This is a genomic window from Candidatus Skiveiella danica (assembly GCF_022705245.1).
GTDB lineage: Bacteria > Pseudomonadota > Gammaproteobacteria > Burkholderiales > Burkholderiaceae_C > Skiveiella > Skiveiella danica.
Genome location: NZ_JAKJEW010000006.1, coordinates 83,649 through 97,842, shown reverse-complemented (window position 1 = coordinate 97,842; position 14,194 = coordinate 83,649). Strand labels below are relative to the sequence as shown.

13 protein-coding genes are annotated in these 14,194 nt (G+C 65.1%); 10 read left to right on the top strand and 3 right to left on the bottom strand.

Annotated features, from left to right (window positions below; genetic code table 11):
- Positions 1–32: 32 nt before the first annotated feature.
- From ACMUOY_RS05260 to ACMUOY_RS05215, 10 genes are all read left to right on the top strand, one after another.
- On the top strand, positions 33–2,432 hold the full coding sequence (locus ACMUOY_RS05260; protein ID WP_413891646.1) for a 3-hydroxyacyl-CoA dehydrogenase NAD-binding domain-containing protein: 2,400 nt from the start codon (positions 33–35) through the stop codon (positions 2,430–2,432).
- 7 nt (positions 2,433–2,439) lie between these two features.
- Positions 2,440–2,943 (top strand): DUF4442 domain-containing protein, encoded by a 504-nt coding sequence (locus ACMUOY_RS05255; protein WP_413891645.1) that lies wholly within the window; start codon positions 2,440–2,442, stop codon positions 2,941–2,943.
- A gap of 25 nt (positions 2,944–2,968) precedes the next feature.
- Positions 2,969–4,177 (top strand): acetyl-CoA C-acyltransferase, encoded by a 1,209-nt coding sequence (locus ACMUOY_RS05250; RefSeq protein WP_413891644.1) that lies wholly within the window; start codon positions 2,969–2,971, stop codon positions 4,175–4,177.
- A 103-nt stretch (positions 4,178–4,280) separates the two neighbouring features.
- Positions 4,281–5,090, top strand: a complete 810-nt coding sequence (locus ACMUOY_RS05245) for an acyl-CoA thioesterase (RefSeq protein WP_413891684.1) — start codon at positions 4,281–4,283, stop codon at positions 5,088–5,090.
- A gap of 2 nt (positions 5,091–5,092) precedes the next feature.
- Positions 5,093–5,827: an SDR family oxidoreductase gene (locus ACMUOY_RS05240; protein ID WP_413891643.1), complete on the top strand. Its 735-nt coding sequence runs from the start codon at positions 5,093–5,095 to the stop codon at positions 5,825–5,827.
- Between the two features lie 43 nt (positions 5,828–5,870).
- Positions 5,871–6,458 carry a 2-hydroxychromene-2-carboxylate isomerase gene (locus tag ACMUOY_RS05235; protein WP_413891642.1) on the top strand — a complete coding sequence of 196 codons (588 nt, stop codon included), beginning with the start codon at positions 5,871–5,873 and terminating at the stop codon, positions 6,456–6,458.
- The gene (locus tag ACMUOY_RS05230) at positions 6,455–7,231 is read left to right on the top strand and encodes an enoyl-CoA hydratase (protein ID WP_413891641.1); all 777 of its coding nucleotides are present in this window, start codon (positions 6,455–6,457) and stop codon (positions 7,229–7,231) included. The genes ACMUOY_RS05235 and ACMUOY_RS05230 overlap by 4 nt, the downstream gene beginning before the upstream one ends.
- Positions 7,232–7,331: 100 nt before the next feature.
- Positions 7,332–8,012, top strand: a complete 681-nt coding sequence (locus ACMUOY_RS05225; RefSeq protein WP_413891640.1) for a TetR/AcrR family transcriptional regulator — start codon at positions 7,332–7,334, stop codon at positions 8,010–8,012.
- A 40-nt stretch (positions 8,013–8,052) separates the two neighbouring features.
- Positions 8,053–9,234 (top strand): acyl-CoA dehydrogenase family protein, encoded by a 1,182-nt coding sequence (locus tag ACMUOY_RS05220; RefSeq protein ID WP_413891639.1) that lies wholly within the window; start codon positions 8,053–8,055, stop codon positions 9,232–9,234.
- 24 nt (positions 9,235–9,258) lie between these two features.
- The gene (locus tag ACMUOY_RS05215; RefSeq protein ID WP_413891638.1) at positions 9,259–9,741 is read left to right on the top strand and encodes a thioesterase family protein; all 483 of its coding nucleotides are present in this window, start codon (positions 9,259–9,261) and stop codon (positions 9,739–9,741) included.
- A 116-nt stretch (positions 9,742–9,857) separates the two neighbouring features.
- Here ACMUOY_RS05215 and ACMUOY_RS05210 read toward each other — a convergent pair whose 3' ends face one another.
- The 3 genes from ACMUOY_RS05210 to ACMUOY_RS05200 all read right to left on the bottom strand — a co-directional run bounded on the left by ACMUOY_RS05210 (position 9,858) and on the right by ACMUOY_RS05200 (position 14,193).
- Entirely contained in the window at positions 9,858–11,030 is a 1,173-nt protein-coding gene (locus ACMUOY_RS05210; RefSeq protein ID WP_413891637.1) for an ABC transporter substrate-binding protein, read from the bottom strand.
- A 102-nt stretch (positions 11,031–11,132) separates the two neighbouring features.
- Entirely contained in the window at positions 11,133–12,317 is a 1,185-nt protein-coding gene (locus tag ACMUOY_RS05205) for an ABC transporter substrate-binding protein (RefSeq protein ID WP_413891636.1), read from the bottom strand.
- Positions 12,318–12,336: 19 nt separating this feature from the next.
- Positions 12,337–14,193: an AMP-dependent synthetase/ligase gene (locus ACMUOY_RS05200; protein WP_413891635.1), complete on the bottom strand. Its 1,857-nt coding sequence runs from the start codon at positions 14,191–14,193 to the stop codon at positions 12,337–12,339.
- Between the last annotated feature and the right edge of the window lies 1 nt (position 14,194).

Here is a 14,194-nt window from a genome sequence, read left to right as displayed (position 1 = left end):
GTCCGCCGGGCGGGGGAAACGGAGAAAAGTGAATGTCGAGATTCCAAGTTCGCAAAGTCGCCGTGCTCGGCGCGGGCGTGATGGGTGCGCAGATTGCTGCACACCTGGTCAACGTCAAGGTGCAGGTCGTGTTGTTCGATCTGCCTGCCAAGGAGGGGCCGAAGAACGGCATCGTCATGCGTGCCGTCGAGGGACTGAAGAAGCTCAAGCCGTCGCCGTTGGGCGTGGCCGACGACGCGGTGCTGATCGGCCAGGCCAACTATGAGGAGCACATAGAGCAGTTGCGCGACTGTGACCTCATCATCGAGGCCATTGCCGAGCGCATGGACTGGAAGCGCGACCTGTATCAGAAGATCGCGCCCTTCGTCGCGCCGCACGCCATCGTGGCGTCGAACACCTCGGGCCTGTCGATCACGACGCTGAGCGAGGCGCTGCCCGAGGCGCTCAAGCCGCGCTTTTGCGGCATCCACTTTTTCAATCCGCCGCGCTACATGACGCTGGTGGAGCTGATCAACACGCCCACCACCGACCCGCAGATCCTGGACGATCTGGAAACCTTTGTGACCAGCGGCCTGGGCAAGGGCGTGGTGCGCGCCCACGACACCCCCAACTTCGTGGCCAACCGCGTCGGCATCGCCGGTATGCTGGCGACGATGAAGGAGGTCGAGAATTTTGGCCTGACCTGGGATGTGGTCGACGACCTGACCGGCAAGAAGCTGGGTCGCGCCAGCTCGGGCACCTTCCGGACCGCCGACGTGGTGGGCCTGGATACGCTGACGCATGTGATCAAGACCTTGCAGGACAACCTGACGCTGGAGACCGATCCGTTCTACGCCAGCTTCGGCACGCCCGCCGTGCTGAAGAAGCTGCTGGAGTTGGGCAACCTGGGCCAGAAGACCAAGGCCGGCTTCTACAAGAAGGTCGGCCGCGATGTGCTGCGCTTCGAGCTCGACAGCGGGGAGTACGTGCCGGGCGGCGCCAAGGCCGACGAGGTCTATGGCCGCATGCTCAAGAAGCCGGCCGCAGAGCGCCTGCGCCTGTTGCGCAACAGCGAAGGCCCGCAGGGCCAGTTTCTGTGGGCGATTCTGCGCAACGGCTTCCACTACGCAGCGGTGCACCTGGGCACCATTGCCGACAACGCGCGTGATGTGGACCAGGCCATGCGCTGGGGCTTCGGCATGCAGCAGGGCCCGTTTGAGCTGTGGCAGGAGGCCGGCTGGTTGGACGTGGCGAAGATGGTGCAGGAAGACATCGACGCGGGCAAGGCGCTGTGCAACACGCCGCTGCCCGAGTGGGTGTTCAAGGGTCCGGTGGCCGAGGCGGGTGGCGTGCACACGGCCCAAGGCTCGTGGAGCGCGTCCAAAGGCGAATTCGTCGCGCGCCGCGCACTGCCCGTCTACGCGCGCCAGCCCTTCCCCGAGGCGCTGCGCGGCGAGACCCTGCCCGATTTCCGCACCGCCGGCACGACGCTGTTCGAGGACGACGCGATCCGCCTGTGGACGATGGACGACGCAGTGGTCATCGCCAGCATCAAGACCAAGATGCACGCGATCAGCATGGAGGTGACGGCGGGCTTGGAGCGGGCGGTCGAGCTGGCCGAGAAGAGCTACCAGGGCGTGGTGATCTGGTCGGGCGACGAGCCTTTCAGCGCCGGCGCCGACCTGCAGGCCATGTTGCCTGGCTTCATGATGGGTGGTGCCGCTGCCATCGACGAGGCCGTGGCCGAGCTGCAGCGCGTCATGCGCCTGCTTCGCTACGCCAGTGTGCCAGTGGTGTCGGCCGTGCGCGGGCTGGCCCTGGGTGGCGGCTGCGAGATGGCGGTGCACTCCGCGCGCCGCGTGGTGCACATGGAAAGTTACGTCGGCCTGGTCGAAGTGGGCGTGGGCCTGGTGCCGGGCGCCGGCGGTCTGACCTACATCGCGCGGCGCGCCGCCGAGAACGCGGCCACGAGCACTGGCAAGGACCTGCTGCCCTTCCTGACCGAAGGCTTCACAGCCGCCGCGATGGCCAAGGTCGGCACCAGCGCGCTGGAGTCGCGCAAGCTCGGCTACCTGCTGGACAGCGACGTCATCGTGCCGCACAAGGACGAACTGCTGTTCGTGGCGATCAACGAGGCCAAGGCGATGTACCAGGGCGGCTACCGCGCCCCGCACAAACGCCTGTTCCCGGTGGCCGGACGCAGTGGCAAGGCGACCATCCTGGGTTCGCTGGTCAACATGCGCGACGGCGGCTTCATCAGCCAGCACGATTTCCACATCGCCAGCCTGATTGCGAACGTGGTCACCGGCGGTGACGTCGATGCGGGCACGCCGGTGAGCGAGGAGTACCTGATGACGCTGGAGCGCCGCGCGTTCTGCGCGCTGCTGGAGCACCCCAAGACCCAGGAGCGCATCATGGGCATGTTGTCCACCGGCAAGCCGGTTCGTAACTGATCCGGTGATGGACGCTCAGCCCAATCGCATGCAACGCCAGCTCGAACGGCTGTCCGAGGTGCCGGGTTTTCTGCGGCCCTGGGTCCGCAACCTGGTGTTGCGCCGCGCCGTTCCGTTCACCGGGACGGCCGGGCTGGACTTCGTCGAGATGTCGCCGCAACGGGTCGAGGTGGCGATCGCCAACGAGCGCCCGGTGCAGAACCACCTGCAGGGTGTGCACGCCTCGGCCATGAACCTGCTGGCGGAGACCGCCACCGGCATGGTCGTGGGCATGAACGTGCGCGACGACTGCGTGCCGCTGGCGAAGGAACTGAAGATGGCCTTTCGCAAACGCGCGACCGGCGCGTTGCGGGCGGTGGCGGTGCTGACGCCCGAGCAGCGCGCGACCCTGCAGGCCAGCGACAAGGGCGAGCTGAATGTGTCGGTGGTCGTGACCGACGAGGCCGGTGTGAACCCGGTGGAATGTGAATTTATCTGGGCCTGGATTCCGTCCGGCCCGCGCACGCGCTGATCCATTGGCGCAAGAGGAAGAAACCATGAGCAAACAGATCCAGGAAGCCTACATCGTTGCCGCCACGCGCACGCCGATCGGGCGCTCGCACAAGGGCTATTTCCGCAACACCCGCCCCGACGACCTGCTCGCTGCCGTCTTGCGCTCGGCGCTGGCCCAGGCGCCAGGGCTCGACCCGAAAGCCATTGAAGACGTGATCTGCGGCTGCGCGATCCCCGAGGCGCAGCAGGGCCTGAATGTGGCGCGTATCGGCGCCATCCTGGCCGGTCTGCCGAACACGGTGGGCGGGATCACGGTGAACCGTTTCTGCGCCTCCGGCCTGTCGGCGGTGCAGATGGCGGCGGACCGCATCCGCGTGGGCGAGGCCGAGGTGATGATCGCGGCCGGCGTGGAGAGCATGAGCATGGTGCCCATGATGGGCAATTCGCCCAGCCTGTCGCCGGCCATCTTCGCCAACACCGACGATGTGGAGAACTACGGCATCGCCTACGGCATGGGCCTGACCGCTGAAAAGGTGGCGCAGCAATGGAAAGTCTCCAGAGACGCGCAGGACGCATTTGCAGTGGAGTCACACCGCCGCGCCGTGGCCGGGATGAAGGCCGGGGAGTTCACCGCCGAGATCACGCCGATCGAGGTGACCGAGCGCTCGGTCAACCTGGAGAGCGCCGAGGTCAGCACGGCCACCCGCACCGTCAATCTGGACGAGGGCGCTCGCCCCGACACCACCCTCGAAGGCCTGGCCAAGCTGCGCGCCGTGTTTGCCGCGCGCGGCTCGGTGACGGCCGGCAACAGTTCCCAGACGTCGGACGGCGCTGGCGCGCTGATCCTGGCCAGCGAGGCCGCCGTCAAACGCTTCGGCCTGAAGCCGCTGGCGCGGTTTGTCAGTTATGCATCGCGCGGCGTGCCGCCGCACATCATGGGCATCGGCCCGATCGCGGCGATTCCCGCAGCTCTGGGCTATGCCGGACTGAAGCAGGACGACATCGACTGGTTCGAACTCAACGAAGCGTTCGCCGCCCAGTCGCTCGCCGTGATGAACACCCTGGGTCTGGACCCCGCCAAGGTCAACCCCATGGGCGGCGCGATTGCACTGGGGCACCCGCTCGGGGCCACCGGCGCTATCCGCTCCGCGACTGTGGTGCACGCCTTGCAGCGGCACAATAAACGCTACGGCATGGTCACGATGTGTGTGGGCATGGGGCAGGGCGCCGCCGGCATCTTCGAGCGCGTCTGACGCACCACCCGGCGCGGACCGTGCCGTCTGAAGGAGTCCAACTGTGAGCAAGACCGCGGTATCTGCCGCCCATCCCTTTGACGAGGCAATCGCCCTCGTTCCCATGGCCGCCACGGTGCACGAGCATGGCCGCGAGTCCACCCGCCACTGGCAGGGCCGCACCCACCCGGCCTATGCCAACATGGTGGGGCCGTTCGGCGGCATCACGGCGGCGCAAGCCCTGCAGGCGGTGATGCAGCATCCCGAGCGTCTGGGCGAGCCCATCTCGTTCACCGTGAATTTTGCGGCTGCGCTGTCGGACGGGGAATTCCGCATCGAAACCCGGCCGGTGCGGACCAACCGCTCCACCCAGCACTGGGTGGTCAGCCTCTCGCAAACCGATCCGGCCGGCGTGGAGTCGGTGGTGCTGACGGCCACGGCGGTGACGGCGGCGCGTCGCACCACCTGGAGCGCGGCCGACGCAGTCATGCCGTCGGTGCCTGCGCCAGGCAGCATTGCTGCTTCGAGCCGGCCGGCCCGGGTGGCCTGGTTCCAGCGGTATGACATGAGGCCTTGCTCCGGGGATATCCCTGCCGACTGGAACGGCGCCGAGGCCGACAGTGTGAGCCGGCTGTGGATGCGCGACGAACCGCCGCGGCCGCTGGATTTCTGCAGCCTGACGGCGCTGGCCGATGTGTTCTATCCGCGCGTCTGGCGCCGCCGTGCGCTGATGACGCCGGTGGGAACTGTGTCGATGACGGTGTACTTCCATGCCGGCGCCGCCGAGCTGGCCGCCACCGGCGAGGGCTACCTGCTGGGCCAGGCGCGCGCCCAATCCTTCTTCAACGGCTTCTTCGACCAGAGCGCCGAACTGTGGAACGAGGCCGGGGACCTGCTGGCTACCACGCACCAGATCGTCTATTTCAAGGAGTGAACATGCCCCCAGTCGTATTGATCGTCGGGGCAGGAGACGCAACCGGCGGCGCCATCGCCCGGCGCTTCGCCCGTGAGGGCTATACCGCCTGTGTGACGCGCCGCGAAGCGGAGAAGCTCGCGCCCCTGGTGGCGCAGATCGAGGCTGATGGGGGACATGCGGTCCCGTTTGGCAGCGATGCGCGCAAGGAAGACGAAGTCGTGGCGCTCGTCGAACACATTGAATCCACGATCGGCCCGATCGAGGTTCTGGTGTTCAACATCGGCGCCAACGTGCCCTGCAGCGTGCTGGACGAGACGGCGCGCAAGTATTTCAAGATCTGGGAAATGGCCTGCTTCGGGGGGTTTCTCAATGGCCGGGAAGTCGCCCGGCGCATGGTGACCCGCGCGGATTCGCAGCGGCGCCAGACCATCATCTTCACGGGCGCGACGGCGTCGGTGCGTGGGGCCTCGGGATTTGCGGCCTTTGCCGGTGCCAAACATGCGCTGCGCGCGCTGGCACAAAGCATGGCCCGCGAGCTCGGGCCGCGCGGCATCCACGTGGCACACAGCATCATCGATGGCGCCATCGACACGGCCTTCATCCGGGACAATTTTCCTGAGCGCTATGCGCTGAAGGACCAGGACGGCATCCTCAACCCTGACCACATTGCCGACGCCTACTGGATGCTGCACCAGCAGCCCCGCGACGCCTGGACCCATGAGCTGGATCTGCGTCCCTACATGGAAAAGTTCTGAGCGCACCCGCGCCACGCCGTCGAGAATTTCCCAGGAGACACCCATGAAAACGTTCGAGTTCTGGTTCGACTTTGGCAGCCCTGCCGCCTACCTGGCGTCGACGCAGATCGCCGGCATCGAGTCTGCCACGGGGGCGCGCGCCGTGTGGCGGCCGATGCTGCTGGGCGGCGTGTTTCAGGCCACCGGCAACCATTCGCCCGCCACCATCCCGCCCAAAGGCCGCTATACCTTCGTCGACTTCGATCGTTTCGCGCGGCGCTACGGCGTGTCCTTGCGGTACAACCCGCATTTCCCGATCAACACGCTGTTGCTGATGCGCGGCGCGGTCGGCATGCAGCTGCGTGATCCGGGCCGTTTCCCGGACTATTGCGCGGCGATGTTCCGGGCCATCTGGGTGGACGCGCTCGACATGAACGATCCGGCGGTCGTGGGCCGTGCGCTGCACCAGGCTGGATTTGATGCACAGGCCCTGCTGGCGTTGTCGCAGGAGCCCGACGTCAAGGCGGCATTGAAGGCGGCCACCGATGAGGCGGTGGCACGCGGTGTCTTCGGCGCCCCCACATTTTTTGCTGGCGACCAGATGTTCTGGGGCCAGGACCGGATCGAATTTCTCAAGGAAGCCCTGCAATGAGCCAGAACCCGAGCGACATCCTCACCCACTGCGAATCTGGTGTGATGACCATCACGCTGAATCGCGTGGACAAGAAGAATTCCATCACGGCGGCGATGTATGGCGCGATGGCCGACGCGCTGGTGCAGGCGGAGGCCGACCCGGCGATCCGGGCGGTGGTGCTTCAGGGGCATGAGACGGTCTTCAGCGCCGGCAACGACATCGGCGATTTCCTGAACCAGCCTCCGGCCACGGCCGAATCGCCGGTGTACCGTTTTCTGCACGGTATCGCCGGCTTTTCCAAGCCGCTGATCGCCGCCGTCTGTGGGCCGGCTGTGGGCGTGGGCACCACCATGCTGTTCCATTGCGACCTGGTCTATGCCGGCGACAACGCGGCCTTCTCGATGCCCTTCGTCAACCTGGGCCTGTGCCCGGAGGCCGCATCGAGTCTGCTGGTGCCGCAGATGTTCGGCTACCACCGGGCCGCCGAGGCCTTGCTGCTGGGCGAGCCCTTCTTCGCCGAGGCGGCGCTCGAGGTCGGCCTGGTCAACCGCATCGTGCCACCGACCGAAGTGAATGCCGTCGCGCAGGGCGCCGCGCGCAAGCTGGCCCTCAAGCCGCTGTCTTCGCTGATCGAGACCAAGCGCCTCATGAAGCAAGGCCAGGCGCCCCAGGTGGTGGCGCGGATGACCGAAGAGGGCGCCAGTTTCGGGCGCATGCTGCGTGAGCCGGCCGCCCGCGAAGCCTTTGGTGCATTCATGGAAAAGCGCAAACCCGACTTCAGCCGGTTCTGATCGGCGGTCTGCGGGGCGTCGGCACTTGTTGGCGGCGCCGCTTCATTTTTACCAAGCACTTGCTTGCCAAAAATAGGCGGGACTGCTATGGTTCCACCCCATGCAACTGTACCCGGCGCCTGACGACGCGCTTGTCCCACCTCCCGATCGAGCCGCCCAGACCAAGCGTCCGCGCGGTCGTCCACCCAAGACAGTCGATGAGCGCGACGACGGCAACCGCCGCCAGGAGCTGATCCGCGCCGCGGCCCGGCTGTTTCATCGCAAGGGCTTTCATGCCACCAGCACCCGCGACATCGCCACGGCGGTGGGCATGCGCAGCGGCTCGCCTTTTTATCACTTCCGCAGCAAGGGTGAACTGCTGTACGCGGTCATGGATGAGGGCATGCGCTCGGCGATCGACCGGCAGAGGCGGGCCCTGGACATTGCAAAACAGACAAGTTCGCATCCACGCGCGATCCTGGCTGCCCTGATCCGGAACCAGTTCGACGTGCTGCTGGGGCCGGGCAGTGACTTCATTCCAGTGATGCTGTACGAGTCGCGCGCTCTGAACGCTCGTCAGCGCGCCAGCCTGCTGCAACTGCAGAGCGACTACGAGTCGGCCTGGACGCCGGTGCTTGAGGCGCTGCACGCCAGCGGCCGCTTGCGCACCGAGGTCAAGCTGGCGCGGCTGCTGATCTTTGGCGCCCTCAACTGGGCGGTGCAATGGTATGACCCGCGCAAGAGCGCGTCGCTCAACGACCTGACCGCCGCCGCCTTGACCCTTTTCATTCACGAGGACTGAAGCGCCGCTTGCGCGCAACCTTCACCGACCGGAGACATCCATGCAATTCACCCACGAACACCTCGAGATCCAGAAGACCCTCAAGCGCTTCATCGACGCCGAGATCAACCCCCACGTCGATGAATGGGAGGCCGCCGAAATCTTTCCCGCCCATGAGGTGTTCAAAAAGCTTGGCAACCTGGGTTTGCTGGGCCTCACCAAGCCGGAGGCCTTCGGCGGCGCAGGCCTCGACTATTCCTACGCCATGGCGATGGCCGAGGCGCTGGGCCACATCGAATGTGGCGGCGTGCCGATGGCCATCGGGGTGCAGACCGACATGTGCACCCCGGCGCTGGCGCGCTTTGGCAGCGACGAGTTGCGCCGGGAGTTTCTGGTGCCGGCCATTGCTGGCGACATGGTGGGCTGCATCGGCGTGAGCGAGCCCGCGGCGGGCAGCGACGTGGCAGGCATCAAGAGTGTGGCCCGCAAGGACGGTGACGACTATGTGATCACCGGCCAGAAGATGTGGATCACCAACAGCCTGCAGGCCGACTGGATGTGCATGCTGGTGAACACGGGCGACGGGCCCATTCACAAGAACAAGAGCCTGGTCATGGTGCCGATGCGTGACGGCCCGAACGGCAAGTTGACCAAGGGCATCGAGGTGGCCCAGAAGATCCGCAAGATCGGCATGAACAGCAGCGACACCGGCCTGATCTATTTCGACGAGGTCCGGGTGCCGCAGCGTTACCGCATCGGCGCCGAAGGGCAGGGCTTCATCTACCAGATGCAGCAGTTCCAGGAAGAGCGCCTGTGGGCGGCGGCCAGCTGCCTGCAATCGCTCACCAACTGCATCCAGTGGACCATCGAGTGGGCCCAGGAGCGCAAGCTGTTCGGCGCCACCCTGGCGGACCAGCAGTGGGTCCAGTTCAAGCTGGCCGAACTCAAGACCGAGGTGGAAAGCCTGCGCGCACTCACCTACCGGGCGGGAGAGCTGTATGTGCAGGGCCAGGACGTGCTGGAACTGGCCAGCATGGCCAAGCTCAAGGCCGGGCGGCTGAACCGCATCGTGCCGGACACCTGCCTGCAGTTCTGGGGCGGCATGGGCTTTACCTGGGAAAACAAGGTCTCGCGGATGTACCGCGACGGCCGCCTGGGCTCGATCGGCGGCGGCGCTGACGAGGTGATGCTGGGGATTCTGGCGCGCATCATGGGCGTGGCCAAGCGGCCGGCGGCGGCCTGAGTGTGCTGAAGCACAATCGAGCCCATGCCCAAATCACTCATCTCAGTCAGCGAATTCGAACCGGAGTTCATCACCGGCCTGAAGGCCATCTTCGAGGAAAAGATCGTCTTCAATCAGGTGCTGGGCCTGAAGATCACCAGCCTGGCGCCTGCGCTGGTGACCGGGCGTATCGACATGCGTCCTGAGCTTGTCGGCCATTTCAGCTTCAACCGGATCCATGGGGGCGTGATCAGTGCCGGCCTGGATGCGATGGGCGGCCTGGCCGCGATGGCCGCCATCGGCGCGCGCCACATGGACGAGTCGCCGCTGCAGCGCCTGCACCGCTTCTCCAAGCTCGGCACCATCGACCTGCGCATCGACTACCTGCGCCCCGGCATCAGCGAGTATTTCGAGCTGCGCGCCGAGGTGCTGCGCCTGGGCTCGCGCGTGGCCTCGACCCGTATGGAGTTCCGCGCGGCTGACGGAAAGCTGCTTTCAACCGGAGCGGGTGCTTACATCGTGTCCTGATCCGCTATCGTTAGCATAGCTTGAAATGACCATTTGACGCTGGGAAGTGGTCATTTTTGTGGTCATAGATGCAAAAAAGCCGCCCGAGGGCGGCCTTCTGGCAGGTCAGCGGCGGATCACTTGATCGACATGTACTCCGACACGACCTTCCAGCGGGCATCCTGCAGCTGGGACAGGCGGGTTGCGTTGCTGCCCAGTCGCTTGGTGGGCGAAAAGGTCAGCTCGGCGCTGCCGAAGATGTCCGGCGGGATCTTCATCGTGTCCATGGTCTTGATGAAGCTGTCGGTGCTCAGGTTCGGCCCGGCCTTCTGGGCCGCCTGAAGGAAGGCGTCGATCAGGTCGTAGCCATAGACCGAGAACACGGTGGGGTCTTCGTTGAACTTGGTCTTGTACTTGTTGGCCCAGAACCGGATCGGTTGCGAGGTCTCGTCGGTGTAGGGGTTCTGCACGGTCATGGTGGCATACAACCCATCCATCGCCTTGCCGCCCAGCTTGTGGATCAGGTCGGTGTAGGCGGCGCTGGAGCCCAGGAAGACGGGGTTGAATCCGGTCTTGCGCGATTCGCCGATGGCACCAATGGTCTCGCGGATGATGGTGCCCAGCACGACCATGTCGCAGCCGGAGGCTTTCATCTTGGCCACCTGCGACGAGAAATCGGTGGCGCCGCGCTTGTAGCTGGTCTTCTCGGCCATGGTCATGCCGATGTCCTTCAGGCCCTCCTCGGCGCCGCGCAGCACTTCCAGCCCGAACTCGTCGTCCTGGTACATGGCGCAGACCTTCTTCGCGCTCTTTTCCTTGACCAGTTTGGGCGTGGCCAGCCGCATCTGGTCGAAGTAGGTGGCGGCGAAGGAGTACTTGAGCCGGTTGAACGGCTCGTACATTTCGCGCGCGGCCGTGACCGGGAAGAAGTTGATGATGTTCTTCTCGAACAGCACCGGGAAGGTGGCCAGGTTCTGCGCCGTGCCGATGTGGCCGACCATCGCGAAGATCTTGTCCTGGTTCACCAGCTTCTGCGCAGCCAGTACGGCCTTCTTCGGGTCATAGGCGGAATCCTCGACCTTGAGCACGATCTTGCGGCCATGGATGCCGCCCTGCTCGTTGACCTCGTCCACGCGCAGCATCATGCCCAGTCGCACCTGCTTGCCGAAGCCGGCAATCGGACCCGAAAGATCCTGGATGGAGCCGAGCGTGATCTCCGTCTTGGACACGCCCTGGTTCGAGTTCTGGGCCAGCGCGCCGGTGCTGGCCAGCGCCAGCGCCGCAGCCGCCGGAAGGATTCGGAATTTCATGGTGCCTTGTCTCCTGTAGTGGGAAGTCTGTGGTTATAGACCGCTCCCCGTCGCGGCGGACCCGCACTTTCCCTAGTGCGCTCCGGCGTTCCGGGCCGGTGCTTACTTGAAGTAGTCGGACACGACCTTCCACTTGCCATCCTGCAACTGCGACAGGCGCGAAGCGTCGCTGCCCAGGTGTTTGGTCGGCGTGAACTTCTGTTCCGGCGTGCCGAAGATGTCCGGCGGCACGGTCATGGTGTCCATGGACTTGACGAAGCTGTCGGTGCTCAGCCCGGGGCCGGCCTTCTGCGCAGCGCGGATGAACAGGTCCATGATGACGTAGCCGTAGGCCGAGAACACGGTCGGGTCTTCGTTGAACTTGGTCTTGTACTTGTTGGCCCAGAAGCGCAGCGGCTGCGAGGCCTCGTCGAGGTAGGGATTCTGGACGGTCATGGTGGCGTACATGCCGTCCATGGCCTTGCCGCCGAGCTTGTGGATCAGGTCGGTGTAGGCGGCCACGGAGCCCAGGAACACCGGGTTGAAGCTGGTCTTGCGCGATTCGGCGATGGTGCCGATGGTCTCGCGGATGATGGTGCCCAGCACCACCATGTCGCAGCCCGCGCCCTTCATGCGGGCCACCTGCGAGGAGAAGTCGGTGGCGCCGCGCTTGAACGAGGTCTTTTCGACCAGTTCCATGTTGATCGTCTTCATGCCGGCTTCGGCGCCGCGCAGCACTTCCAGTCCGAACTCGTCGTCCTGGTAGATCGCACAGACCTTCTTGGCGTTCTTTTCCTTGACCATGCGAGGCACGGCGATGCGCATCTGGTCGTAGTACGCGCTGAGCATGGCGAACTTGAGCGGGTTCAGCGGCTCGTACATCTCGCGTGCGGCGGTGAGGGGCATGAAGTTGACGATCTTCTTCTCGAACTGCACCGGCATGGCCGCATTGTTCTGCGCCGTGCCGATGTGGCCGGCCATGATGAAGATCTTGTCCTGGTTCACCAGCTTCTGGGCGGCCAGCACGGCCTTCTTCGGGTCATAGCCCGAGTCTTCGACCAGCAGCTTGATCTTGCGGCCGTGGATGCCGCCCTGCTCGTTGATCTCGTCCACCCGCAGTTGCAGGCCGTTGCGCGCCTGCTTCCCGTAGCCGGCCAGCGGGCCGGACAGGTCCTGGATTGTGCCGACAAGGATTTCGTCCTTGCTGACGCCCTGCTGGGCTGCGGCCGGGCTGGCCAGCGTCCACAGCGCCGCGGCGGCGAGCGCGGCAGGAATCAGCGCCTGGAATTTGGAAAACGTTTTTTTCATCGTGTGTCTCCTGTTGGGTTTAGCGGTACATGGCCTCAATCTGCTCGGCGTATTTCTTCTCGACCAGCTTGCGTTTGAGTTTCATGGTCGGGGTGAGTTCCTCGTCTTCGGCGCTCAGCTGGGTTTCGAGCAGGAAGAACTTCTTGATCTGCTCGACGCGGGCGAACTTCTTGTTCACGTCGTCGATCACGCCCTGGATCAGCGCCTGGACTTCGAGCGAGCGCGTCAGGCTGCTGTAGTTGGAGAACGGCACGTCGTGGTCCTGCGCGTATTTTTCGACGTTCTCCTGGTCGATCATGATGATCACGGTCAGGTAGGGCCGCTTGTCGCCGATGACGACCGCATCCGTCACATAAGGCGAGAACTTGAGCTCGTTTTCCAACTCGCTGGGCGTGATGTTCTTGCCGCCGGCCGTGATGATGATGTCCTTCATCCGGTCGGTGATCCTGAAGTAGCCGTCCTCGTCCATCAGCCCGACATCGCCGGTGTGCAGCCAGCCGTCGGCGTCGATGGTTTCGGCGGTTTTCTCCGGCAGGTTCAGGTAGCCGGCAAACACGTTGGGGCCGCGCACCAGGATCTCGCCCGTGGCCGGATCGATCTTCACTTCGTTGAACTCCGCGGCCGGGCCGATCGAGCCGGGCTTGATGCGCGCAGCCGGCACGCCGGTGGAGGCGCCGCAGGTCTCGGTCATGCCCCACACTTCCAGCATGGGTACGCCCAGCGCCAGGTACCACTTGACCAGTTCCGGCGAAATCGGCGCCGCTCCCGTGACCAGGAAGCGCGCGCGGTGAATGCCGATGAGTTTGCGCACGTTGTTCAGCGCCAGCCAGCGCGCCAGCGTGAACTGCGCCTTCAAGCCACCGCTGACGGTCTGGCCGGCCAGCACCAGGTCCGCGATCTGCTTGCCCACACCGATGGCCCAGGCATAGGTGGCGCGCTGCAGGGGACTGGCTTCCTTGAGCGTGATCATCACCCCGGAATAGAACTTCTCCCAGACCCGCGGAACCGCCGTGAACACGGTGGGCGCGATCTCGCGCACGTTCTCGGGCACGGTCTCGGGGTTCTCCACAAAGTTGAGCCTGGCGCCGGTGTAGAGCGAGAAGTACTCGCCGCCCATGCGCTCGGCGATGTGGCACAAGGGCAGGAAGCACATGCACTCGTCGGCCTCGGTGCGCGCGATCAGCGTGTTGTAGCCGCGCACCGTATAGACCAGGCCACCATGGGTGTGCATCGCGCCCTTGGGCTTGCCAGTGGTGCCCGAGGTGTAGACCAGGATCGCCAGGTCTTCGGGCTTGCAGGCCTTGACGCGCTGCATCAGTGCATCGGCGTGCAGCGCGTTGAATTCGCGGCCCAGTTCGCGCAGCTTCGCCAGGCTGAGAACACCGGGGTCGTCCAGCTTGTGCAGGCCTTCCATGTCGAACACGACGATCTTGCGCAGCATCGGCAGCTGCTCGCGCACCTCGAGCGCCTTGTCGAGCTGCTCGTCGTCTTCGACGAACAACACCGTGGTGCGCGAGTCCTCGCACAGGTAGTGCACCTGGCTGGCCGCATCGGTGGGGTAGATGCCATTGGAGACACCGCCGCAGCTGAGCACCGCCAGGTCGGCCAGCACCCACTCGATCACGGTGTTGGACAGGATCGAGGCCGTCTCCTGCGGCTTGAAGCCCAGGCTCATGAGGCCGCCGGCGATCTCGCGCACGGCCTCGGCGGTCTGCTGCCAGGTCCAGTTGCGCCAGATGCCGAGCTCTTTCTGGCGCATCCACACGTTGGGTCCGCGCTGCTCGACGGCGTTCCAGAACATCGCCGAGATGGTGTCGCCCGGCACCACGAGGTCGGTGCGGGGCTGAATCTGTGACAGGTCCCAAAGATTGCTCATG

Excerpts from the sequence above, each read along its gene's own strand:
- ACMUOY_RS05255 (WP_413891645.1), top strand. The coding sequence starts at position 2,440 with ATGGACGCTCAGCCCAATCGCATGCAACGCCAGCTCGAACGGCTGTCC.
- ACMUOY_RS05220 (WP_413891639.1), top strand. The coding sequence starts at position 8,053 with ATGCAATTCACCCACGAACACCTCGAGATCCAGAAGACCCTCAAGCGC.
- ACMUOY_RS05250 (WP_413891644.1), top strand. The coding sequence starts at position 2,969 with ATGAGCAAACAGATCCAGGAAGCCTACATCGTTGCCGCCACGCGCACG.
- ACMUOY_RS05245 (WP_413891684.1), top strand. The coding sequence starts at position 4,281 with ATGGCCGCCACGGTGCACGAGCATGGCCGCGAGTCCACCCGCCACTGG.
- ACMUOY_RS05240 (WP_413891643.1), top strand. The coding sequence starts at position 5,093 with ATGCCCCCAGTCGTATTGATCGTCGGGGCAGGAGACGCAACCGGCGGC.
- ACMUOY_RS05205 (WP_413891636.1), bottom strand. The coding sequence starts at position 12,317 with ATGAAAAAAACGTTTTCCAAATTCCAGGCGCTGATTCCTGCCGCGCTC.
- ACMUOY_RS05210 (WP_413891637.1), bottom strand. The coding sequence starts at position 11,030 with ATGAAATTCCGAATCCTTCCGGCGGCTGCGGCGCTGGCGCTGGCCAGC.
- ACMUOY_RS05230 (WP_413891641.1), top strand. The coding sequence starts at position 6,455 with ATGAGCCAGAACCCGAGCGACATCCTCACCCACTGCGAATCTGGTGTG.
- ACMUOY_RS05215 (WP_413891638.1), top strand. The coding sequence starts at position 9,259 with ATGCCCAAATCACTCATCTCAGTCAGCGAATTCGAACCGGAGTTCATC.
- ACMUOY_RS05235 (WP_413891642.1), top strand. The coding sequence starts at position 5,871 with ATGAAAACGTTCGAGTTCTGGTTCGACTTTGGCAGCCCTGCCGCCTAC.
- ACMUOY_RS05225 (WP_413891640.1), top strand. The coding sequence starts at position 7,332 with ATGCAACTGTACCCGGCGCCTGACGACGCGCTTGTCCCACCTCCCGAT.
- ACMUOY_RS05200 (WP_413891635.1), bottom strand. The coding sequence starts at position 14,193 with ATGAGCAATCTTTGGGACCTGTCACAGATTCAGCCCCGCACCGACCTC.
- ACMUOY_RS05260 (WP_413891646.1), top strand. The coding sequence starts at position 33 with ATGTCGAGATTCCAAGTTCGCAAAGTCGCCGTGCTCGGCGCGGGCGTG.